Origin of the sequence: Streptomyces sp. NBC_01716 (genome assembly GCF_036248275.1) — a bacterium.
Taxonomy (GTDB): Bacteria; Actinomycetota; Actinomycetes; order Streptomycetales; family Streptomycetaceae; genus Streptomyces.
Genome location: NZ_CP109181.1, coordinates 6,865,535 through 6,887,326 on the forward strand (window position 1 = coordinate 6,865,535; position 21,792 = coordinate 6,887,326).

The window sequence follows — 21,792 nt, forward strand, 5'->3', positions numbered from 1 at the left end:
CGGGTGCCGTTGGGCGCATACTCCAGCTAATGACAAAGTCAGCCGGTTCCCGGCGCCACCTGCCGTCCAGTCCCTTCAACCGCCAAGGCCCGGCCTCACCTCCGCCCGAGCACTTCGACGTGGGAGACCGTGTCTCCCATGACCAGTTCGGGTTGGGCAGAGTCATCGGAGTCGAGGGTGAGAACGCCGTGCTCATCGACTTCTCGGGCCGCCAGGGTCGGATCCTGAGCCCCTTCTCCAAATTGACCAAGCTCTGAAGACCCAGGCCTACGGGCCGCCGCGATCCCCGTGACCGCGGCGGCCCGTAGAGGGATGTCCCCAGCGGTGGTCAGAGGGACTTGGCCGCGGGCTTGACCATGCCGCGGACCGTGCGGGACTTCACGAACTCGCCGACGGCGGTCATCTCCCACTCACCCGAGTACTGCTTGATCAGCTTGGCCATGATCACGCCGGTCTGCGGCTCGGCGCCCGTCAGGTCGAAGCGGACGAGTTCCTCGCCGGTCCGGGCGTCCAGCAGCCGGCAGTAGGCCTTCGCGACCTCGTTGAACTTCTGGCCGGTGAACGAGTTGACCGTGAAGACCAGGCCCGTGGCCTCGGCCGGCAGCCGGCCGAGGTCGACCACGATCGTCTCGTCGTCCCCGGCGCCCTCACCGGTGAGGTTGTCGCCGGAGTGCTTGACCGAGCCGCCCAGGATGGACAGCTTGCCGAAGTAGCAGCTGTCCAGGTGGTTGCGGTTGGGTCCGTAGGCGATCACGGAGGCGTCGAGGTCGATGTCCTTGCCGCGGAAGGCGGGCTCCCAGCCGAGGCCCATCTTGACCTGGGTCAGCAGCGGGGCGCCGCCCTTGACGAGCGACACCGTCTGGTTCTTCTGGAGGCTGACGCGGCCCTTGTCCAGATTGATCTTCCCGGCGGCCTGCGGGGGGCCCGGGGGAGCGGACGGCGGGACGGGCGCCGAGGGAGTGACAGGGGCCGCGATCCGGGGGTCGGGCGCCGTCGGGGTCGGAGCCGGGGGCGGGACGGGCGCGGAGGGCGGCACCGGGGCCATGGGGGTCACCGGGGCCTGCGGGGCCTGTGGGGTGGCCGCGGCGGGCGCCGTGGGCTCCTCCACGGAGACGCCGAAGTCGGTGGCGATGCCCGACAGCCCGTTCGCATACCCCTGGCCGACCGCGCGGACCTTCCAGGCGCCGTTGCGCAGATAGACCTCCACGACCACCAGGGCGGTCTCCGAACCCAGGTTCGGCGGGGTGAAGGTGGCGAGCGCGCTGCCGTCGTCGGCGTTGCGGATGGTCGCTGTGGGCTCGATGCCCTGGAAGCTCTGTCCCGCCGCGTCGGGGCTGGCCGTGACGACGATCTTCTCGATTCCGGCGGGGACGTTGGCGGTGTCCACCACGATCGCGTCCGGGGCCGTACCGCCGCCGGACCGGTAGGTCACACCCGGGCCCGTCGGCTGGTTGTAGAAGATGAAGTCGTCGTCGGAGCGCACCTTGCCGTCGGCGGTGAGCAGCAGGCCCGAAACGTCGAGCCGCACCGGTGCGGCGACGTCCACCGCCACGCGGGTGGCGGAGAGAGGGATGTTCGAGCCGGGGGTCATAGCTGTCATGCCAGGCGTAACGAACGACTCCTCTTTGCCGTTCCCTTACCCTCGTGCCCCTCGCCCGTACGGGTCAGTAGGGCCACTGGGGCGGGTGGGTGCAGAAGTGGCCGCCCAGATGGGCGTGGTCGGGATTGCCGGGGTCCAGCTCGCCCTGTTCGTCGACGAGTTTGTCCGCGTACTGCTCCGAGTCGTCCCTCGGCTCGTACCCGAGATCCCGCGCCGTCGAAAGGTCCCACCACAGGCGGGTGTTGGCGGACGAGCCGTAGACGACGGTGTGCCGCACGTCCTCGGCGGTGAGCGCGGCGTGGAAGAGCCTCGCGCCGTCCCCGGGGCTCATCCAGACCGACAGCATCCGTACGGAGGTCGGCTCCATGAAGCAGGACCCGATCCGTACGGAGACGGTCTCCAGCCCGTGCTTGTCCCAGTAGAACTGCGCCAGATCCTCGCCGAAGCACTTGGAGATGCCGTAGAAGGTGTCCGGGCGGCGCGGGGTCTCGATCGGGATCAGCGCGTCCGAGTCGAGCGGGTAGGAGCCCTGCGGCCGTGGCGTGAACCCGACGGCGTGATTGCTTGAGGCGAAGACCACCCGCGCGGTGCCCTCCTCGCGTGCCGCCTCGTAGAGGTTGTACGTCCCCTCGATGTTGGCCCGCAGGATCTTGTCGAACGACGCCTCCAGCGAGATGCCGGCGAGATGGATGATCGCGTCCACACCCCGGACGGCCTCACGGAGCGCGTGCTTGTCGCCGAGGTCGGCCGTGATCGCGTCCGGCTCACCCTCTATGGGAGTGGCGTCGAAGAGCCGGAGTTCGTACCCGTAGGCGGGCAGCAGGCCGCGCATCAGGGTGCCGAGGCCGCCCGCTGCGCCGGTGAGCAGGACGGTTCGCGGTTGGGGCATGGGCGTGAATCTCCTCGGACGTACGGGGGCGGACCCCGAGCGATCAGAATCGATCAGATGTATGGATGTGGTTCATATGCGTGGACACGCTAAGGAGTGTCGGAGTCAGGGTCAAGTGTCGCGCGGAGGTGGTCAATCCGCTCGTGAGTTGCGGTTTTCCGTCTTGACCGGCGCCAGGCGGCTGGCCTAGCGTGGCGCTGTTCAGAAATATGGACGCCGATCAGAATTGTGCACGAGCGTGAGTGCTCGCCGCACGGCCCAGGGAGCGCCAGTGACCTCAGCCCCGCTCGCCGCCCGCCTCGACCGAGTCGCCGGGCCGTTGTTCTTCCCCGTCACCGCGTACGGTCCGGACGGCGCCGTCGACCTCGACGCCTTCCGCGCGCACATCAGAAGCGGTGTCGACGCGGGATGCGCCGCGGTTTTCGCCTGCTGCGGCACGGGCGAGTTCCACGCGCTGACCCCGGAGGAGTTCGGGGAGTGCGTGCGCGTGGCCGTGGAGGAGACAGCGGGGGCGGTCCCCGTCGTGGCGGCCGCCGGTTACGGTACGTCAATCGCCCTCAGATACGCGGAGATCGCCGAGGCCGCGGGCGCCGACGGACTGCTCGCGATGCCGCCCTACCTGGTCATGGCCGACCAGGAGGGCCTGCTGCGCCACTACTCGGCGCTGGCCGCGGCCACCGGCCTGGAGACCATCGTCTACCAGCGCGACAACGCTGTCTTCACCCCCGAGACCGTCGTCGAACTCGCCAAGGTCGACGGCATCATCGGCCTCAAGGACGGCCACGGCGACCTCGATCTGATGCAGCGCATCCTCAGCGCCGTACGCACCGACCGGCCCGACACCGACTTCCTCTACTTCAACGGCCTGCCCACCGCCGAACTCACCGGACTCGCCTACCGCGGCATCGGCATCACCCTCTACTCCTCCGCCGCCTTCGCCTTCGCGCCCGAGATAGCCCTCGCGTTCCACCGCGCCCTCACCTCCGGCGACGACACAACCGTGAACAGCCTCATCGACGGCTTCTACCGGCCCCTGGTCGAACTGCGCTCCAAAGGACGCGGATACGCCGTCTCGCTCGTCAAGGCGGGCGTCAGACTGCGCGGTTACGACGTGGGCGAGGTACGCACCCCGCTGAGCGAACCGCGGCCCGCGCACATCAAGGAGCTCACCGAGATCATCGAACGCGGCTACGGGCTGCTCCGCGACGAGGAGCCGGGGGAGGGCGCGTGAAGGCCTCCGCCTTCCTCTACCCCTGGGACGTCGTGGGCGACCCCGGCGCGCCCGCCCGCGTGCGGGACCTGGGCGTCCGCCAGGTCACCCTCGCATCCGCCTACCACTCCACGCGCGCCCTGACCCCGCGCCACCCCCTGCACCGGGTCGTCACCGCCGAACACTCCGCCGTGCTCCACCCTCTCGACGAGGACCGCTGGGCGGACGCCGAACTGCGCCCGTACGCCGCCGGCGACTGGGCCCCCGGCGACGCCTTCGGCGAAGCCGCCGCGGTGCTCGCCGACACCGGACTCGACGTGCACACCTGGGTCGTCCTCGCGCACAACTCCCGCCTGGGCGCCGAGAATCCAGGCACCTCCGTCGTCAACGTCTACGGCGACCGATACCCCTGGGCCCCGTGCATCGCGCGACCCGCCGTCCGTACGTATGTCGTCTCGCTCGCCGCCGAAGCCGCCGTACGGCCCGGTGCGAGGGGCACCGAACTGGAATCCCTCGGCTGGTACGGGCTCGCGCATCTGCACGCCCACGACAAGATCGGCGGCGTCCCGCTCGGCGAGGCCGCGCAGTATCTGATGTCGCTCTGCTTCTGCACCGTCTGCCGCGCCGGATACCTGTCGCTGGGCCTGGACCCCGACGAGCTGAACACCGCCGTCAGGCGCGCCCTGGAGCCCGTCTGGGCCGGCGCGCAGGCTCCCGGCGGCCCCGAGGGCCTCGCCGGGATCGAGAAGCTGCTCGGCGCGGAGCTCACGGCCGCCACCCTCGACTGGCGTGTCAGCACGGCCCGTTCGCTCCAGGAGGCCACCGTCGCGGCCGTACGCGCCCACGGCGGCCCCGGCTTCCAGGTGCTGGTCCACGCCGACCCCCACAGCCACCGCACCGGGGCCAACGCCGGTGTCGACCCCACGCACATCCTGGACACCGCCGACGGCGTCGTCCTGCCGTGCACGGGGGGCGCGGCGGAGGCGATGCTGCCACCGTTCGCCGCCCACCGCCGTGAACCCACCGTGCTGGCCGCCAACTTCACCGTTGTCGCGGGTATGGGCGGGAGCCCCGGCACCCTCGCCGACGACGCGGCGCACGCGCGTGCGCTCGGCGCGACCGAACTGCGGCTGTACCACGCGGGCCTGGCGTCGGACGCCGATCTCGCGGCCGTCACCGCCGCGCTCTCACGCCTCGGCTGACCGGCCCCGGGGCAGTCCTCCGTAGAAGGCGAGGCCGGCCGCCGCCAGCAGCCCGATCACTCCGGTGACCGGCAGCAGCACCGTGATGTCGACGAAGGCGATCAGTCCCGCGCCGAGCGCGAGGGACACCGCGTTCGGCACGTAGATCAGGGTGTTGGCGGTGGCGGCGGTCCGCCCGAGCACGGCGTCCGGAGTCTCGCGCTGCACCGCCGTCAGCGCCACGATCAGCACGCACGGCAGGCCGATCCCCACCGCCACCGCGCTCGCCAGCACCACGGCGTCGTACGGCAGCGCCCGCAGCCCCACCGCGACCGCGAAGAGCGCGATGCCACCGGCGGCGAACGCCCGTTCCGGCATCCTGCGCATCAGCGGACCCGCCAGCAGCCCCACGGCGACCGAGCCGACGCCCTGGAGCGCGTAGAGCAGACCTACGTACGTAGGCGCGTGCCCGAGGCCCTTGTCGACCACCGCGTAGATCGCCGCGCCGTTGAGCCCCGCGAGCAGCATCGTCATCGATCCCGCCAGGACCAGGGGGCGCAGGACCGGTGAGTTCCGCAGCACCCGCGCGCCCTGCGCCGTACGGGAGAGCCAACTCCCGGTGCGGTCCGGCACCGGCTTCTCCTCCCGGATCCGCATCAGCGCGAAGAGCCCCGCCGACAGCGCGAACGTCGCGGCGTCGAGCAGGGCGACCGTCCCGCCGCCGTACGCCGCGAACAGCCCGGCGCCCGCGAGCGGCGCGAGGAGCTTCATGCCCTCGTTCGCCGTCATCCGCAGCCCGTTGAAGTCACCGAGCAGCCGCTTGTCGATCGCCGTCGCGACCAGGGCTGCCTCGGCGGCGTCCTGCACCACACCACTGACGCCGTAGACGAGCAGCACGGCGAACAGGATCCAGATCCGGCCGGCCGATTCGACCACGAGGAGCAGGGGCAGCAGCGCGGCCATCGCGAGATTGCAGAACACCAGCAGCGGTCTGCGCCGCCACCGGTCGGCGACCGCGCCCAGCAGGGGCCCCACCAGCGTCGGCGCCCACATCGCGAAGACGGTCAGGGCCGCCAGACTGTCCGACCCGGTGAGGGACTTGACCCAGATCCCGCCGACCAGCCACATCGCCGACGTACCGAAGCCGGACACCACCACACCGGACAGATACAGCCCGGCGTTGCGGTCCCGGAGGACCGTGCCCATGGCCCACTTCTTCCCCATCCCCATCGGCACATCCTGGCACGGGGGTCCGGGCCGCCGGCGGGGCCGCCCGGTCAGCGCAGCGCCGCCTCCATCATCCGCTTGGCGATCGGCGCCGCCAGCCCGTTGCCGCTGACCTCCGAGCGTGCCGCGCCCGAGTCCTCGACCAGGACGGCCACCGCCACCTCCTTGCCCGTGGACGCGTCCTTCGCGTACGAGGTGAACCAGGCGTACGGCGTCTGGCTGTTGTCCACACCGTGCTGGGCCGTGCCCGTCTTGCCGCCCACCTCGACGCCGTCGATACGGGCGTTGGTGCCCGTGCCCTCATCGACCACCGTCACCATCGCGCTGCGCAACTGCTCGGCCGTCGACGACGAGACGATCCGGCGCGACGGCTCGTCCTCGTAAGAGGTGAGCGTGTCGCCGCCCGCGTCCACGACCTTGGAGACCATGTGCGGCGATTCGAGGACCCCGTCGTTGGCCAGCGCGGAGGAGACCATCGCCAGCTGGAGCGGCGTGGCGGTGACCTCGAACTGGCCGATGCCCGTCAGTGCCGTCTGCGCGTCGTCCATGCCGGACGGGTAGACGCTCGCGGCGGCCCGCACCGGCACGTCCTGCTCGGTGTCGTTGAAACCCAGCTTCGACGCCGTCGCGCGCACCTTGTCCTCGCCGAGGTCGGCGGCCATCTTCGCGAAGACGTTGTTGCACGAGTACTGGAGCGCCGTGCGGATCGTCGCGTCCTCGCAGGGCGCCGACTTGTTCTCGTTCTCCAGGACCGTGCTGGTGCCGGGCAGCGTGAACGGGTCCGGGCTCTCGGTCCGGGTGTCCACATCCCCGTACAGCCCGTCCTCCAGCGCCGCCGCGGCCACCACCAGCTTGAAGGTCGACCCCGGCGGCAGCGGCTGCCGCAGCGCCCGGTTGACCATCGGCTTGTCCGCGTCCGCGTTCAGCCGGCTCCACGCGTCGCCGTCGTTCGTGCCACTGATCGCCGACGGGTCGTACGACGGGGTGCTGACCATCCCGAGGATCTTCCCCGTCGCCGGGTCGATCGCGACGGCCGCGCCCTTCTTGTCGCCCAGCGCCTCGAAACCGGCCTTCTGCACCGCCGGGTCGATCGTCGTCAGCACACTGCCCGGCGCGGTCTGCTTGCCCGTGAGCGCGTCCAGCGGATTCTTCAGCCGGGGGTCCGTGCCGTCCAGGACGTGCGAGTAGATGCCTTCGAGCTGCGTGGAGCGGTACGCCTGCGAGCTGTAGCCGGTGACCGCCGCGTAGAGCTCACCGTCCGTGTACGTACGTTTGTACTTCAGGTCGTCGCCGCCCGACGTCCTGGCGGAGCCCGTGACGGGGGAGCCGGCCACGACGATGTCGCCCAGCGGCTGGGCGTACTGGTCGATGAGCGTGCGTCGGTTGCGTTCGTTGTCCGCGAGGGCCTTGCCCTGGTACGCCTGCACCCAGGTGGCCCGCACCAGCAGGGCGAGCACCATGAGCAGACAGACGACCGCGGTGCGCCTGATTGTCTTGTTCATCCCACACCGGAGGACGAACGGGACCGGGCCGCGCGTTCCGCCGGGAGCCTCTTCTCAGAAACTCTTCATACCGGGCCGGCCGGCCGGTGGGACGGAGGTCACCCGCGCGGGGGAGACCGGTCGCCCGGGAGGGGCGCGGTCAGAGCCTGCGGGTGGCCAGCGTCAGACGGTCGCGCGCGTCGAACAGCGCGTCCTTGATCATCTGCTCGTGCGCGGGCGTGAGCCGCGCCACCGGCACCGAGCAGCTGATCGCGTCGCGCGCGGGTGTCCGGTAGGGGATCGCGATGCCGAAGCAGCGCAGCCCGAGGGTGTTCTCCTCACGGTCCACGGCGTACCCCTGCTCGCGGATCGTGTTCAGTTCCCCGATGAGCTTCTCGCGGTCGGTGATGGTGTGCTCGGTCAGCGACGACAACGTCTCCGGCAGCATCTTCCGCACCTGCTCGTCGCTGTGCGTCGCGAGCAGAGCCTTGCCGAGCGAGGTCGAGTGCGCGGGCAGCCGGCGGCCGACGCGCGTGAAGGGCCGCAGATAGTGCTGGGACTGGCGGGTGGCGAGATAGACGATGCTTGTGCCGTCGAGGCGCGCCAGGTGGATCGTCTCCGTCGTGTCGTCGGAGAGCCGGTCCAGGGTGGGGCGGGCGGCGGCCACCACCTCGTCACCGTCGATGTACGACGTGCCGACGAGCAGGGCCCGTACGCCGATGCCGTACCGCGTGCCCGTCGCGTCGGTCTCCACCCAGCCCAGCTCCACCAGGGTCCGCAGCAGCATGTAGAGACTGGACTTCGGATAGCCGACCGCTTCCTGCACCGAGGCGAGGGAGTGCATCCCGGGACGCCCGGCGAAGTACTCCAGCAATTCCACCGTCCGCACGGCGGACTTGACTTGTGCTCCACCCGTTTCCGCTGCCGACATTGTCCCTCGCCCCTCACTTGACCACTCTTGACCACATAGAACGCACAGAAATAGAGTCCCCTTGGATTCATCATCAGGAACTCTGTTCAGAATACCGAACAGCGCCTTGGTGATGACAGCGGACGACACAGGAATTGGAAGGAAGCCGCGGTGGCAGCAGTACCAGTCTGGAGTGTCGACCCCCGAACCGGGAAGCCGCGTGAGCAGGTCGCGGTCGAGGCCACGGCCGAGGAGGTCGACCGCGCGGTGGGCCGCGCGCACGCCGCCCGGCCCGCGCTCGCCGACCGTACCGCGCGTGCGGCGCTTCTGCGTACGGCGGCGGATCTCCTCGATGAATCGGGGGCGTACGCCATCGAGGCGGCGGACGCCGAGACCGCGCTGGGACCGGTCCGGCTCACCGGCGAACTCGCCCGTACGACCGCCCAGTTGAGGGCCTTCGCGGACGTCGTCGACGAGGGCGCGTTCCTCGACGTACGCATCGACCACGCCGACGGCGACCGTACGCCGCCCTGGCCCGACCTGCGGCGCTGGAAGGTGCCGCTCGGCGTCGTCGCCGTCTACTCGGCCAGCAACTTCCCGTTCGCCTTCTCCGTCCCTGGCGGCGACACCGCGAGCGCGCTCGCCGCCGGCTGCCCCGTGGTCGTCAAGGCACACCCCGACCACCCCGCCACCTCCGAGATCTGCGCCGCCACCCTGCGCAGGGCCGCCGCGCAGGTCGGACTGCCCGAGGACGTGGTGGTCCTGGTCCACGGCTTCCAGGCCGGTGTGGAGCTGGTGAAGCACCCGCTGGTGGCCGGGGCGGGCTTCACCGGTTCGGTACGCGGCGGACGCGCCCTCTTCGACGCGGCGGCGGCCCGGCCCACCCCGATCCCCTTCCACGGCGAACTCGGCTCGCTCAACCCCGTCGTGATCACCGAGGCGGCGGCGGCCGAGCGCCCCGAGCAGCTCGGCGCCGGTCTGGCCGGGGCGATGACGCTGGGCGAGGGCCAGTTCTGCACCAAGCCCGGCTTCGTCCTGGTCCCGGAGGGCGACGCGGGCGACAGTCTCCTCAAGTCGCTGACGACGGCCGTCAGCGAGACCGAGCCCGGCGTGATGCTCGACCACCGGATGCGGGACGCGTTCGTCGCGGGCGTACGCGAGCGGGCGGAGCTGCCCGACGTGGCGGCCCCCATCACCCCGGGCGCCGGCGGCGACCACACCGTCAGCGCGGGCTATCTGACCGTACCGGCGGGGCGCCTGGCCGCCGACGGACCGCACGATCTGCTCCTGGAGGAGTGCTTCGGCCCGGTGACGGTCGTCGCCCGGTACGGCTCCGACGCCGAGATCGGCGCCGTCCTCGGCCGCCTCCCCGGCAACCTCACCGCCACGCTGCACCTCGCCGACAGCGAGGCCGGGGACGCGGACTCCGGCGCGGCGCGGCTGCTCGCCGACCTGACGCCGCTCGCGGGCCGCGTCCTCGTCAACGGCTGGCCCACCGGCGTCGCCGTCGCCCCCGCGCAGCAGCACGGCGGCCCCTACCCGGCGTCCACCTCCACGTCGACCTCCGTCGGCGCCACGGCGATCGAGCGCTGGCTGCGGCCCGTCACCTACCAGTCCACGCCCGCCGCGCTGCTCCCGCCGGAGCTGCGCGACGACAACCCGGCGGGTCTGCCCCGCCGGGTGGACGGCCGCGCGGAGCCGGCGACGGTCTCGTAGACCAGCGAAACGCGACCCCCGACCGCCCGGTAAATCGTTTGCCGGGCGGTCGGGGGTTTGCTGTACTCCCCGACGTCGGCCGCCCGGCCGACCCGTCAACCACTCAAGGAGCCGTCATGCGCGGAACGTCCGTGTCCATCCAGCGGAAGGGAACCCCTGCCTATTCAAAGGACATGACGCTCAGTGAGTACGCGTACGCTCAACCTCGGAATCCTGGCGCACGTCGACGCCGGTAAGACCAGCCTGACCGAGCGGCTGCTGCACGCCGCCGGAGTCATCGACGAGATCGGCCGGGTCGACGACGGGAACACCCAGACCGACTCCCTGGCACTCGAACGCAGGCGCGGCATCACCATCAAGTCCGCCGTCGTCTCGTTCGCCATCGACGACATCACCGTCAATCTCATCGACACCCCGGGACACCCGGACTTCATCGCCGAGGTGGAGCGGGTGCTCAGCGTGCTCGACGGCGCCGTCCTCGTCGTCTCCGCCGTCGAGGGAGTCCAGGCGCAGACGCGCGTCCTGATGCGGACACTGCGCCGGCTGCGCATCCCCACGCTCGTCTTCGTGAACAAGATCGACCGCGTCGGCGCCCGGCACGACGGCCTGCTGCGTGACCTGGCCGCGAAGCTGACGCCCGCGATCGTCCCGATGGGATCGGTACGCCGACTCGGCACGCGCGGGGCCGACTTCACCCCCTACGGCGCGACGGATCCGGCCTTCTCCCCGGCCGGCACGCTGGCCGAGCGACTGGCCGAACAGGACGACGCCTTCCTGGCGGCGTACGTCGAGGACCCGGCCCGCCTCACGTACGACACGCTCCGCCGCGAACTGGCCCACCGGACAGGCCGGGCGCTGATCCATCCCGTGTACTTCGGCTCGGCCATGTCCGGCGCGGGTGTGGACACGCTCACCGCCGCCATCAGGGAGTTGCTGCCCGCCACCGCGGGCGACGAGCGGGGTCCCGCCTCCGGCACGGTCTTCAAGGTCGAGCGCGGCACGGCCGGCGAGAAGATCGCCTACGTACGGATGCTCGCCGGCACGCTGCGCGTACGCGACCGGCTGCCCGTCGGCGACGGCGACGAGGGCAGGGTCACCGCGATCAACGTCTTCGAGGACGGCTCGTCGGTGCGCCGCCCCTCCGTCGGAGCGGGCCGGATCGGCAAGCTCTGGGGGCTCGCCGACATCCGGATCGGCGACGTGATCGGCGACCCGGCCGCCGCCACCGCCGCGCGCCGCCACTTCTCCCCGCCGACCCTGGCCACCGTCGTCGTCCCCGGCGAGAGGACCGACAAGGGCGCGCTGCACGCCGCGCTCACCCAACTGGCCGAGCAGGACCCGCTGATCAATCTGCGGCAGGACGAGATCCGGCAGGAGATCTCGGTCTCGCTCTACGGCGAGGTACAGAAAGAGGTCATCCAGGCGACGCTCGCCGACGAGTACGGCGTGGACGTCACCTTCCGTGAGACCACGACGATCTGTGTGGAAAGGCTCGCCGGTACGGGAAGCGCGGCGGAGGTCATGGGAAAGGAACCCAATCCGTTCCTCGCGACCGTCGGACTGCGGGTGGAACCGGCGCCGCCCGGCAGCGGTGTGGAATTCCGGCTGGAGGTCGAACTCGGCTCCATGCCATACGCGTTCATGAAAGCCATCGAGGACACCGTGCGGCTCACCCTGCGCGAAGGGCTGTACGGATGGGCGGTCCCCGACTGCCTCGTGGTGCTGACGCGCACCGGCTACGCGCCCCGGCAGAGCCACGCCCACGCCACGTTCGACAAGAGCATGTCGAGCACCGGCGGTGACTTCCGGCTGCTGACCCCGCTGGTGCTGATGGCCGCGCTGAAGGACGCGGGCACGGTCGTGTGCGAACCCATGCACCGCTTCCGGCTCGACGTACCGGCCGACACGTTCGGAGCGGTGCTGCCCGCCCTCGCCCGGCGGCGTGCGGTGCCGCACACGCCGTCGGTGCGCGGGACGTCGTACGTGGTGGAGGGCGAGATCCCGGCGGCCCAGGTGCACGCCCTCGAACAGCTGCTGCCGACGCTCACGAGCGGCGAGGGCGTCCTGGAGGCGGCCTTCGACCATCACCGGCCGGTCCAGGGCCCGCCCCCGGCCCGCTCCCGCACCGACCACGACCCGCTCAATCGCAAGGAGTACCTCCTCAGCGTGGTGCGGCGGGTCTCGGCGGGGGCGCGGTGAGGCGGCTGTTGCCGGGCGTCCCATTCCCGGCCGTCGTGGCGGGAATGGGACGTGTGTCCGGCGGGTTGCGCTAGGAGCGGAGGGAGGCTCCGCACCGACCTGCCCTGGAGAGAAGCAGACACATGCGCGTGGAGATCTGGAGCGACATCGCCTGTCCCTGGTGCTACATCGGCAAGGCCCGGTTCGAGAAGGGACTCCAATCCTTCGAGCACCGGGCCGACGTCGAGGTGGTGCACCGTTCCTTCGAGCTCGACCCCGGGCACGCCAAGGACGAGGTCGCTCCCGTGGTCGACATGCTCGCCGCCAAGTTCGGCCGCTCCCGCGACGAAGCCCTCGCCATGGAGGAGCAGGTGGCCTCGCAGGCGCGCTCCGAAGGGCTTGGCTACCGCGTCGGCGACCGGGACCACGGCAACACGTTCGACATCCACCGGCTGCTCCATCTGGCCAAGGCGCGCGGCCGGCAGGACGAGCTGCTGAGCGTCGTCTACCGGGCGAACTTCGCCGAGGAACGCTCGGTCTACGACCTGGAGACCCTGGTCGATCTCGCCGTCGAGGCGGGCCTGGACGAGGCCGAGACGCGGGTACTCCTCGCGGACGGGGACGCGTTCGCCGACGAGGTACGGGCCGACGAACGGGAGGCGGCGGAACTCGGCGCGACCGGCGTGCCCTTCTTCGTACTCGACCGCCGCTACGGGGTCTCCGGCGGCCAGCCGGCCGAGGTCTTCACCCAGGCGCTGGAGCAGGCGTGGCAGGGACGTGCGATCACGCCCCTCGGAGGGGACGGCGCGGCGAACGACCCGGCTCCCACCTGCGACGCGGACGGCTCCTGCGAGATTGCGCAGGCCCACACCCATTCATAAGGATCCCTTGGGCCTTCCCCTTGGAAACGCGCAATTGACTGAGAGACGCGGGGGTCCCAGGGTGAGGGCATGGACACTCTGGGAGGCACCGAGTTCACGCCCGCGGCGACGTATCTGAACACATCGAGCTGCGGTCTGCTGCCGCGCCGGGCGGTCGAAGCGGTACGGGCGCTGGCCGTCGACAACGGCACGGGGGCAGGGCACGGCGGGGGCAGTTTCGACTCGGTGGACGCGGCCCGCGCCTCGTTCGCGCGCCTCGTGGGGATTCCCGCCGGGCGCGTGGCCGTCGGCGGCTCGGTGGCGGTCCATGTCGGTCTGATCGCGGCCTCGGTGCCGCCGGGCAGCGAAGTACTCATGGCCGAGGGCGAGTTCAGCTCCGTCGTCACCCCCTTCGCCGTACGCGGTGATCTCAAGCCGCGCTATGTGCCGCTGGAGTCGCTGGCCGGCGAAGTACGGCCCGAGACCGCGCTGGTGGCCGTCTCGGCCGTCCAGTCCGGAGACGGCCGCATCGCCGATCTGCCGGCGGTAAGGGCCGCCGCCGAGGCGCACGGCGCCCGTACGCTGCTCGATGCCACCCAGGCGGCGGGCTGGCTGCCCGTGGACGCGGGGGCGTACGACTACACCGTCGCCGGTGGCTACAAGTTCCTGGTGAGCCCGCGCGGCACCTCGTTCCTGACCGTCACCGAGGAGGCGCAGGAGAGCCTGGTGCCCATCCACGCGGGCTGGGTCTCGGGCGCGGACATCTGGGCAAGTACGTACGGCCCCGTCGAGCAACTGGCCCACTCCGCACGCCGGTTCGACGAGCCGACGGCCTTTCTCTCCTACCACGGCGCCGAACAGTCCCTGGCCCTGCTGGAAGAGATCGGCGTCGAGCGGATCCAGGCCCATGTCACCGCGCTCGCCGACCGCTTCCGGGCCGGCCTCCGCTCCCTCGGACACGAGCCGGTCGCCGCCCCCGGCTCCACCGTCGTGGCCGTCCCCGGTCTCGGCGCTCTGCACCCCCGGCTCCAGGCGGCGGGCGTGACGGTCTCGGTCCGCGCGGGCAATCTGCGTGCCGCCTTCCACCTCTACAACTCCACGGCGGACGTGGACCGCGCGCTCGACGTCCTCGCGGGCTGAGCGACCACTCCGCCGGAGCCCGGACGCGTGAGTGCGGGGCCGGTCGTGACGACCGGCCCCGCACTTCTTCCACGCGGGCGGACTCAGCGGACCGGCGTGAAGTCCCTGGAGCCGATGAACGACGGCCTCGGGGCGGGCGCCGCGAACGGCTCGACCGCCGCGTTCTCCACGCTGTTGAAGACGATGAAGACGTTGCTGCGCGGGAACGGGGTGATGTTGTCGCCCGACCCGTGCATGCAGTTGCAGTCGAACCAGGTCGCCGAACCGGCCTTGCCCGTGAAGAGCTTGATGCCGTGCTCCGACGCGAGATCGGTGAGCGCCTGGTCCGACGGTGTCCCCGCGTCCTGCATCTTCAGCGACTGCTTGTAGTTGTCCTTCGGCGTCTCGCCCGCGCAGCCCAGGAAGGTCTTGTGCGACCCGGGCATGATCATCAGGCCGCCGTTGGTGTCGAGGTTCTCGGTCAGCGCGATCGACACGGAGACGGTCCGCATGTTCGGCAGACCGTCCTCGGCGTGCCACGTCTCGAAGTCCGAGTGCCAGTAGAAGCCCGAGGCGCCGAAGCCCGGCTTCACGTTGATACGGGACTGGTGGACGTACACGTCCGAGCCCAGGATCTGCCGGGCCCGGCCCACCACACGCTCGTCGCGCACCAGACCGGCGAAGAGCTCACTGAGCTTGTGGACCTCGAACACCGACCGTACGTCCTTGGACTTGGGCTCGATGATCGAGCGCTCGTCGGACCGGACGGCCGGGTCGGTGACCAGCCGGTCGAGCTCGGCGCGGTAGAGCGCCACCTCGTCGGGGCCGATCAGCTGGTCGACGGCGAGGAACCCGTCCCGCTCCAGACCCTGGAGCTCACGAGCGGCGACCGGGCCGGGGGTGCCGGGCGGTGACCAGACGACGGGGTCCTGACGCGGGGTGGTCACCTCACCCACGCCACGGGTCGGGTACAGGTCGGTGCGTGCAGGGGCGGTGGTCATGGCGGTTCAGCCCTCCTCGGTCAGCAGCGGGTATACGCCGTTCTCGTCGTGGTCCTCCCGCCCTGTCACCGGCGGGTTGAAGACGCAGACACATCGGAAGTCGGTTTTCGGCCGGAGCGTGTGCTTCTCGTGGCCGTTGAGCAGATACATCGTGCCGGGGGAGATCCAGTGGGTCTCGCCCGTGTCGTCGTTGGTGAGTTCGGCCTCGCCCTCCACACACAGCACCGCCTCGATGTGGTTCGCGTACCACATCGGTGTCTCGGTGCCCGCGTAGAGCACGGTCTCGTGCAGGGAGAAGCCGACCTTCTCCTTGGCGAGTACCAGGCGCTTGCTCTCCCAGGTGCCCGACGCCGATTTCACATGGCGGTCGGTGTTCTCGATGTCCTTCAGCGATCGAACGATCACGGTGGCTGGGACCCTTCTGTGCTGCGGCGTGTCCGTGCTGCGGCGTGCCGCGGTTCTGTGCCGCGTCGCGTTGTCTTGTCCGGTGCCCGCCCTGGGGCCCGGATCACCCGGGCCCCAGGGGCGGACCTTTTCGGTCAGGCGGTCAGTCGATCGGTCGGTCAGGCCGTCTCGCGTACGGCGCGGGCCAGCGTGCGCAGGCCCTCGTCCAGTTCCTCGGGCGTGACGGTCAGCGCTGGAAGCAGCTTCACGACCTCGCTCTCCGGGCCCGAGGTCTCCAGCAGGAGCCCCAGCTCGAAGGCGCGGCGGCAGATCGCGCCGGCCCGCGGCTTGTCCTCGAACTCCATGCCCCAGACGAGGCCACGGCCGCGGAAGCTCACACTGCCGGGCGCGCACTCCTCCACCAGGGCCAGCAGCGCGCGCTCGACCTGCTCGCCGCGCTCCAGGGTCTGCTTCTCCATCTGGCCGTCGGCCCAGTAGGTGTTGAGCGCGGCGGCGGCCGTCACGAAGGCCGGGTTGTTGCCGCGGAACGTGCCGTTGTGCTCACCGGGCTCCCAGATGTCCAGCTCCGGCTTGAAGAGCGTCAGCGCCATCGGCAGGCCGTAGCCGCTGATGGACTTCGACAGCGTGACGATGTCCGGGGTGATGCCGGCCTCCTCGAAGGAGAAGAACCCGCCGGTGCGTCCGCAGCCCATCTGGATGTCGTCGACGATGAGCAGCATGTCCTGGCGCTCGCACAGATCGGCGAGGGCGCGCAGCCACTCGGGGCGGGCGACGTTGATGCCGCCCTCGCCCTGCACCGTCTCGACGATGACGGCGGCGGGCTTGTTGAGTCCGGAGCCCTGGTCATCGAGCAGCCGCTCGAACCAGAGGAAGTCCGGGACCTGGCCGTCGAAGTAGTTGTCGAACGGCATCGGGGTGCCGTGGACCAGCGGGATGCCCGCTCCGGCCCGCTTGAACGCGTTGCCGGTGACGGCGAGCGAGCCCAGCGACATGCCGTGGAAGGCGTTGGTGAAGGACACGATCGACTCGCGGTTCTTCACCTTGCGGGCCAGCTTGAGCGCCGACTCGACGGCGTTGGTGCCCGTGGGGCCCGGGAACATCACCTTGTACGGCAGATCACGGGGCCGCAGCACCACGCTCCGGAACGACTCCAGGAAGGCGCGTTTGGCGGTGGTCGCCATGTCCAGGCCATGGGTGATGCCGTCGCGCTCGATGTAGTCGATCAGCGCCCGTTTCAGTACGGGGTTGTTGTGCCCGTAGTTGAGCGAACCGGCGCCGGCGAAGAAGTCGAGGTAGCTGTGACCGTCCTCGTCGGTGAGACGGCTGCCCTGCGCGCGGTCGAACACGGCCGGCCAGCCGCGGCAGTAGCTCCGTACCTCGGATTCGAGGGTCTCGAAGATACTCAGGACGGGCGGGGTGATGGTCATAGCAGTCTCCTGAAGGGTGTGGGAGAGAGGAGTGAGGGAGTGGGGGGAGTGGCGCGGCTCAGGTCGTGAGCGGGCCGATCCGGTACAGCACCTCGGGCTGGTGTCCTCCGTCGGGGAAGAGCTCCCCGTCGAAGAGCACTTCGCGCTCCAGGGTCGCGCCATGACGCTCGGAGAAGGCGTGGAACATGCGGTCCGACGCCGCGTTGTCGGGGGTGACCGTCGTCTCGACAGAGGTGATCCCCTGCTCGTCGGTGACCCGTCGGACGAGTGAGTCGAGGAGGGTGCCGGCGAGGCCCTTGCCCCGGTGGGCGCTGTCGACGGCCACCTGCCAGACGACCAGGGCCTCCGGGCGCTCGGGCCTGACGTAGCCCGTCACGAAGGCGATGGGGGTCCCGTCGGCCGCGCCGTCGGCTCCCGAGGCGGTGTCGCGGGCCACGACCGAGGTCGCGGCGAAGTCACGACACCACAGCAGATAGCTGTACGAGGAGTTCAGGTCGAGCACCTCGGAATCGCGGGCGATGCGCCAGATCGCGGCCCCGTCCTCCACTCGTGGGGCGTCGATCCGGAAGGATCGCGTGAATTCGCTTCGGACACCTGCAAGGTCTGCTTGGGCGGCAGTCATGTCTATTGAATTTACCGAGCGGATTCAGAAAGCGCATCGTCGGCAGGGGTTGGGCGGGGACCTGATCTGTGTTATCACGCGGGCGCGTGCGCCAAGGAGGCGGGGAGGTGGTACGTGACGGTTTGACCAGGAGATACCGGGCAAGACGGGCGTGCTTGTGTACTCGGTCACATGTGCGTAACGCTCTCGATCCCTGTCGGAATTACATCGTCGCCGTTGTTGAAACCTTGGCGTTTAGGATCAGAAAAAGCGGGCAGACGAATACGGGAAGCTGCTTGGAGAAGAATACATTCCCGTATTCTCGAATTAATGCGTCCGTTGTTTTCAGGATGCGATGCCGGACCACTTGTCGGATACTGCCTTCTCGGCCGCCGCGGGATTCACATCGGCGCCCGCCGCCGCGAGCGTGGCGCCCAGTGCGGCGAGCGAGGACCGGACCGCGCCGGGGGTGGCATGGGAGCCGTAGTGGTTGACCCGGATCATCTCCTTGGCCAGCGCCCCGCCCCCGGCGATCAGGGGCAGCGAGGGGTCGGCGGCCAGGGCATCGGCGACCAGCGCGGAGGCGTCGGTTCCCGGCGGGGTGCGCAGCGTGGTGGCGACAGGGGCGGTGTCCCGCGCGGAGTACACGTACGGCTCAATCCCACCGCCGAGTGCGAGCGCCCCCGCGCGGGTGGCCGAGGCCGCCGAGGCGTGTGCCGCCATCCGGGTGGCGAGCCCCTCCGCCTCGATGCGCTCCAGACAGGCGTCCAGGGCCAGCATCTCCAGCTGGGCGGGGGCATGCGGCAGAGCCGCGCGGCCGGTGTCGATCCAGCGCTCCTTCCAGTCGAGGAGCGAGAGGTACGAGCGGCGGGGTGCCCCGGGGTTCGCCGCCAGCCGCTCCCAGGCGCGCGCGCTCACCGACACGGCGGAGACACCGGCGGGGCCGCCCATGGCCTTCTGCGCGCCGATCACGCACAGATCGACGCCCCAGGCGTCGGGCAGCAGCGGCTCGGCGGCCACGGACGCGACGGCGTCCAGCATGAACAGCGCCCCGTGGGCGCGGACGGCCTCGCCGATCTCCGCCACGGGGTTGGTGTTGCCGGTGGCCGCCTCCGCGTGCACCAGCGACACGAAGTCGATCTCCGGGTGCTCCGCGAGGGCGCGCTCGACCTGCTCGGCCGTGGCCGCCGCGTGGAAGGGCACCTCCAGATCCACGACCTTGGCGCCGCAGTCGCGGAGCCAGTCGCCGAAGGTCTGGCCGTACGGGCCGGTGACGACGTTCAGCGCGGTCGAACCGGCGCGGGCACCACCGCGGACGCAGCCCTCCAAAGGAAGCAGCGCCTCTCCCTGCATGACCACCACGTCCTGGTCGGTGTCGAGCAGGGCGGCGACCCGTCGCTCGACGGCCGCGAAGCGGGCGGGGGTGAGGGGAGCGAGGTCCAGCAGGGGGTGGGTCACGGCGGCGGGCTCTCTTCGGGTCGGGCTGGTGGGGCGGAGCGGGGCGGGACGGTCGAGCCGGGCGTCGCTCGAACGCTGTTCGGACACGCCCTCGTCGAGGGTACTCAGCGCCTCGTAAAGTTCGGCCCATGAGTGATCGCGCGGTGCTGCATGTGAAGGGCCGGGTGCTCGTCGGCCCCGACGAGGTCAGGGACGAGCTGTGGGTCGTGGACGGGCGGACCACCTATGAGCGTCCGTCCGGCGCGCGCGACATCCGTACGGTCGCGGGCTGGGCCGTACCGGGCCTGGTCGACGCCCACTGCCATGTGGGTCTGGACACCCACGGTCCGGTGGACGAGGCGACGAGCGAGAAGCAGGCGCTCGCCGACCGGGACGCGGGCACGCTGCTGCTGCGCGACGCGGGGTCGCCGTCCGACACCCGCTGGATGGACGACCGGGACGATCTGCCGAAGATCATCAGGGCCGGCCGGCACATCGCGCGAACCCGCCGCTACATCCGTAACTTCGCCCACGAGATCGAGCCGGGCGACCTCGTCGCCTTCGTCGCCCAGGAGGCCAGGCGCGGCGACGGCTGGGTCAAGCTCGTCGGCGACTGGATCGACCGTGAGGCCGGGGACCTGACCGCGTGCTGGCCGCGCGGCGAGGTCGAGGCGGCGATAGCCGAGGCGCACCGGCTCGGCGCCCGCGTGACGGCCCACTGCTTCGCGGAGGTCGCGCTGCGCGATCTCGTCGAGGCCGGGATCGACTGCGTCGAGCACGCCACGGGGCTCACCGACGACCTGATCCCGCTCTTCGCGGGGCGGGGCGTCGCGATCGTCCCGACGCTGGTCAACATCGCCACGTTCCCGGATCTGGCGGCCGGCGCCGAGACCAAGTTCCCGCGCTGGTCGGCCCATATGCGGCGGCTGCACGAACGCCGTTACGACACGGTGCGCAACGCGTACGACGCGGGCATCCCGGTCTTCGTCGGCACGGACGCGGGCGGCTCCCTGGCGCACGGTCTGGTGGCCGACGAGGTCGCGGAGTTGGTGAAGGCCGGTATTCCGCCGGTGGAGGCGCTGTCGGCGACCGCGTGGGGAGCGAGGGCCTGGCTGGGGCGTCCGGGCCTTGAGGAAGGCGCTCCGGCCGACCTGGTGGTGCTCGACGGGGACCCGCGGGTCGATGTGCGGATGCTGGCGGCGCCGCGGCGGATCGTGCTCAACGGGCGGGTCGTGGGCTGACGTTCGGCGCGGTCGCCCTTCGGCGAGGCCCCCGGTGAGCTCTTGGGTGAGCTCGCCGTACGCCCGCCGGAACGGCCGGGTGCGCGACCCTGCGCCCCCCGTGTGGGGGGTCGGAAGGAACGCCCGTACCCACAGAATTCGAACGTGGACACAGAAACCCCCCTTTGGAGTGAACTCACCCCAGGTGTCCGCCAGTTCACTCTCGGTGCGCGAGGATTCCCGTGTCTCGGTCGCCGCCGCCCATGTGTCCCCGTGCAGGCCGGTCGGCGACGCCAAATCTCAGTGGGGGTTCCACCATCTTGAACAGCAATGTCTTCCGCATGCCCGCACGCCGTTCCGCCGCGCTGGCGGCGGCCGTGGCCCTGGTCGCGGGGCCCGCCGTGCTTGCCGCCCCGGCGCAGGCCACGGGAGGAACGGGAGCGACCTCAGGAAAGGGCAAGGCGGGCGCGGTCGTTCTGCGGACCGCCCTCGATGTGTCCCTGCTCAACAAGACCGTCGAAGTGCCGCTGCGGGCGTCGCTCAACGAGGTGCAGGCCCCTGCCGACGCCGACAGGACCGCGCTCACCGTCGAACTCGACGGGGTCGACCAGGGCAGGCCCTTCACCGTGCTGGGCGCCGAGGTCGCCACCGCGCGGGCCACGGCCGACGACCAGAAGGCCGAGGGCTACGCCAACATCGCCCATGCCAAGGTCCATGTCCCCGGGCTGCCGCTCCTGTCACTCATCGAGGTCCAGGAGGTCACCTCCAAGGCGGTCTGCGAGGCCGGGAAGAAGCCCGTCGCCGAGTCCAATCTGCTCGGCTCCGTCACCGTCCTCGGTAAGAAGGTCACGCTCTCCGCGGGCGGACCGACCCGGGTCGAGGTGCCGGGCGTCGGCGAGGTGACGCTCGACCTGTCGAAGACGCGGACCACGTCCCGTACGGCCGCCGCGACCGCGCTCGAACTGCGGGTCGCGGTGAACCCGCTCAAGCTGAACGTCGCCGACGTCCAGGGCACGCTCACCCTCGCAGAAGCGACCTGTGAGGCGCCCGCCGAACCGGTGAAGGAGGAGCGGCCGGAACCGGAGAAGGACGGCGTCGAACCGCAGACCGCGTCGGAGCCGGCCCCCGAGAACCTCGCCGAGACGGGCGGCAGTTCGACCACGCCGTATCTGGCGGGCGGGGCGGTGCTGCTGCTCGCCGTGGGCGGCGGCGCGATGGTGCTCGTACGCGGGCGCGACAGGAGCTGACGGGGCGCTTGGCGCTTGGCGCCTGTGGCCGGTCGCCGGGCGGGTCGGGTTCCCGTCCGGCGACCGGCCGCGCACATCGTCGC

19 protein-coding genes are annotated in these 21,792 nt (G+C 70.9%); 9 read left to right on the plus strand and 10 right to left on the minus strand.

The annotated features are described in order from the left end of the window. Positions 1-29: 29 nt before the first annotated feature. The gene (locus OIE74_RS30205) at positions 30-257 is read left to right on the plus strand and encodes a hypothetical protein (RefSeq protein WP_037784015.1); all 228 of its coding nucleotides are present in this window, start codon (positions 30-32) and stop codon (positions 255-257) included. A 71-nt stretch (positions 258-328) separates the two neighbouring features. Here the strand turns inward: OIE74_RS30205 and OIE74_RS30210 are convergent, their stop codons facing one another. Together OIE74_RS30210 and OIE74_RS30215 are read right to left on the minus strand one after the other, a co-directional pair. After that, complete coding sequence (locus OIE74_RS30210; RefSeq protein WP_329389205.1) at positions 329-1,600, minus strand: TerD family protein; 1,272 nt, start codon at positions 1,598-1,600, stop codon at positions 329-331. A 64-nt stretch (positions 1,601-1,664) separates the two neighbouring features. Further along, complete coding sequence (locus OIE74_RS30215; protein WP_329389207.1) at positions 1,665-2,489, minus strand: NAD-dependent epimerase/dehydratase family protein; 825 nt, start codon at positions 2,487-2,489, stop codon at positions 1,665-1,667. A 271-nt stretch (positions 2,490-2,760) separates the two neighbouring features. Here OIE74_RS30215 and OIE74_RS30220 point away from each other — a divergent pair, with 271 nt between their 5' ends. Both OIE74_RS30220 and OIE74_RS30225 read left to right on the plus strand, forming a co-directional pair. Then, positions 2,761-3,720 carry a 5-dehydro-4-deoxyglucarate dehydratase gene (locus OIE74_RS30220; RefSeq protein WP_329389209.1) on the plus strand — a complete coding sequence of 320 codons (960 nt, stop codon included), beginning with the start codon at positions 2,761-2,763 and terminating at the stop codon, positions 3,718-3,720. Then, entirely contained in the window at positions 3,717-4,901 is a 1,185-nt protein-coding gene (locus tag OIE74_RS30225) for a hypothetical protein (protein ID WP_329389211.1), read from the plus strand. Before OIE74_RS30220 ends, OIE74_RS30225 begins: the two co-directional genes overlap by 4 nt. Here the strand turns inward: OIE74_RS30225 and OIE74_RS30230 are convergent. The 3 genes from OIE74_RS30230 to OIE74_RS30240 all read right to left on the minus strand — a co-directional run bounded on the left by OIE74_RS30230 (position 4,887) and on the right by OIE74_RS30240 (position 8,519). Continuing rightward, a complete protein-coding gene (locus tag OIE74_RS30230; RefSeq protein WP_329392499.1) occupies positions 4,887-6,104 on the minus strand; it encodes an MFS transporter in 1,218 nt (405 codons plus the stop codon). The two genes, OIE74_RS30225 and OIE74_RS30230, sit on opposite strands and share 15 nt — an antisense overlap. Positions 6,105-6,157: 53 nt before the next feature. Further along, positions 6,158-7,609, minus strand: coding sequence for a peptidoglycan D,D-transpeptidase FtsI family protein (locus OIE74_RS30235; RefSeq protein ID WP_329389213.1), 1,452 nt, complete (start codon positions 7,607-7,609; stop codon positions 6,158-6,160). 139 nt (positions 7,610-7,748) lie between these two features. After that, positions 7,749-8,519: an IclR family transcriptional regulator gene (locus tag OIE74_RS30240; RefSeq protein WP_329389215.1), complete on the minus strand. Its 771-nt coding sequence runs from the start codon at positions 8,517-8,519 to the stop codon at positions 7,749-7,751. Between the two features lie 150 nt (positions 8,520-8,669). Between OIE74_RS30240 and OIE74_RS30245 the strand changes: the two genes are divergently transcribed. The 4 genes from OIE74_RS30245 (at position 8,670) to OIE74_RS30260 (ending at position 14,392) form a co-directional block, all read left to right on the plus strand. Beyond that, the gene (locus tag OIE74_RS30245; RefSeq protein ID WP_329389217.1) at positions 8,670-10,214 is read left to right on the plus strand and encodes an aldehyde dehydrogenase (NADP(+)); all 1,545 of its coding nucleotides are present in this window, start codon (positions 8,670-8,672) and stop codon (positions 10,212-10,214) included. Between the two features lie 183 nt (positions 10,215-10,397). Beyond that, complete coding sequence (locus OIE74_RS30250; protein WP_329389219.1) at positions 10,398-12,413, plus strand: translation factor GTPase family protein; 2,016 nt, start codon at positions 10,398-10,400, stop codon at positions 12,411-12,413. Between the two features lie 122 nt (positions 12,414-12,535). Further along, the gene (locus OIE74_RS30255) at positions 12,536-13,273 is read left to right on the plus strand and encodes a DsbA family oxidoreductase (protein WP_329389221.1); all 738 of its coding nucleotides are present in this window, start codon (positions 12,536-12,538) and stop codon (positions 13,271-13,273) included. Positions 13,274-13,342: 69 nt separating this feature from the next. Continuing rightward, positions 13,343-14,392, plus strand: a complete 1,050-nt coding sequence (locus tag OIE74_RS30260; RefSeq protein WP_329389223.1) for an aminotransferase class V-fold PLP-dependent enzyme — start codon at positions 13,343-13,345, stop codon at positions 14,390-14,392. Positions 14,393-14,475: 83 nt separating this feature from the next. Here the strand turns inward: OIE74_RS30260 and thpD are convergent, their stop codons facing one another. The 5 genes from thpD to OIE74_RS30285 form a co-directional block, all read right to left on the minus strand. Next, positions 14,476-15,372 carry an ectoine hydroxylase gene (gene thpD / locus OIE74_RS30265; RefSeq protein ID WP_329389226.1) on the minus strand — a complete coding sequence of 299 codons (897 nt, stop codon included), beginning with the start codon at positions 15,370-15,372 and terminating at the stop codon, positions 14,476-14,478. Positions 15,373-15,378: 6 nt separating this feature from the next. Continuing rightward, complete coding sequence (locus OIE74_RS30270) at positions 15,379-15,777, minus strand: ectoine synthase (RefSeq protein ID WP_329389228.1); 399 nt, start codon at positions 15,775-15,777, stop codon at positions 15,379-15,381. Between the two features lie 158 nt (positions 15,778-15,935). Then, a complete protein-coding gene (gene ectB / locus OIE74_RS30275; RefSeq protein WP_329389230.1) occupies positions 15,936-17,204 on the minus strand; it encodes a diaminobutyrate--2-oxoglutarate transaminase in 1,269 nt (422 codons plus the stop codon). A gap of 58 nt (positions 17,205-17,262) precedes the next feature. Further along, positions 17,263-17,826: a diaminobutyrate acetyltransferase gene (gene ectA / locus OIE74_RS30280; RefSeq protein ID WP_329389231.1), complete on the minus strand. Its 564-nt coding sequence runs from the start codon at positions 17,824-17,826 to the stop codon at positions 17,263-17,265. A 324-nt stretch (positions 17,827-18,150) separates the two neighbouring features. Next, entirely contained in the window at positions 18,151-19,263 is a 1,113-nt protein-coding gene (locus OIE74_RS30285) for a pyridoxal-phosphate-dependent aminotransferase family protein (protein ID WP_329392500.1), read from the minus strand. Positions 19,264-19,391: 128 nt separating this feature from the next. Between OIE74_RS30285 and OIE74_RS30290 the strand changes: the two genes are divergently transcribed. Together OIE74_RS30290 and OIE74_RS30295 are read left to right on the plus strand one after the other, a co-directional pair. Next, complete coding sequence (locus OIE74_RS30290) at positions 19,392-20,483, plus strand: amidohydrolase family protein (protein WP_329389233.1); 1,092 nt, start codon at positions 19,392-19,394, stop codon at positions 20,481-20,483. Positions 20,484-20,782: 299 nt separating this feature from the next. After that, positions 20,783-21,709, plus strand: a complete 927-nt coding sequence (locus tag OIE74_RS30295) for an SCO1860 family LAETG-anchored protein (RefSeq protein ID WP_443076273.1) — start codon at positions 20,783-20,785, stop codon at positions 21,707-21,709. The last annotated feature ends 83 nt before the right edge of the window (positions 21,710-21,792 follow it).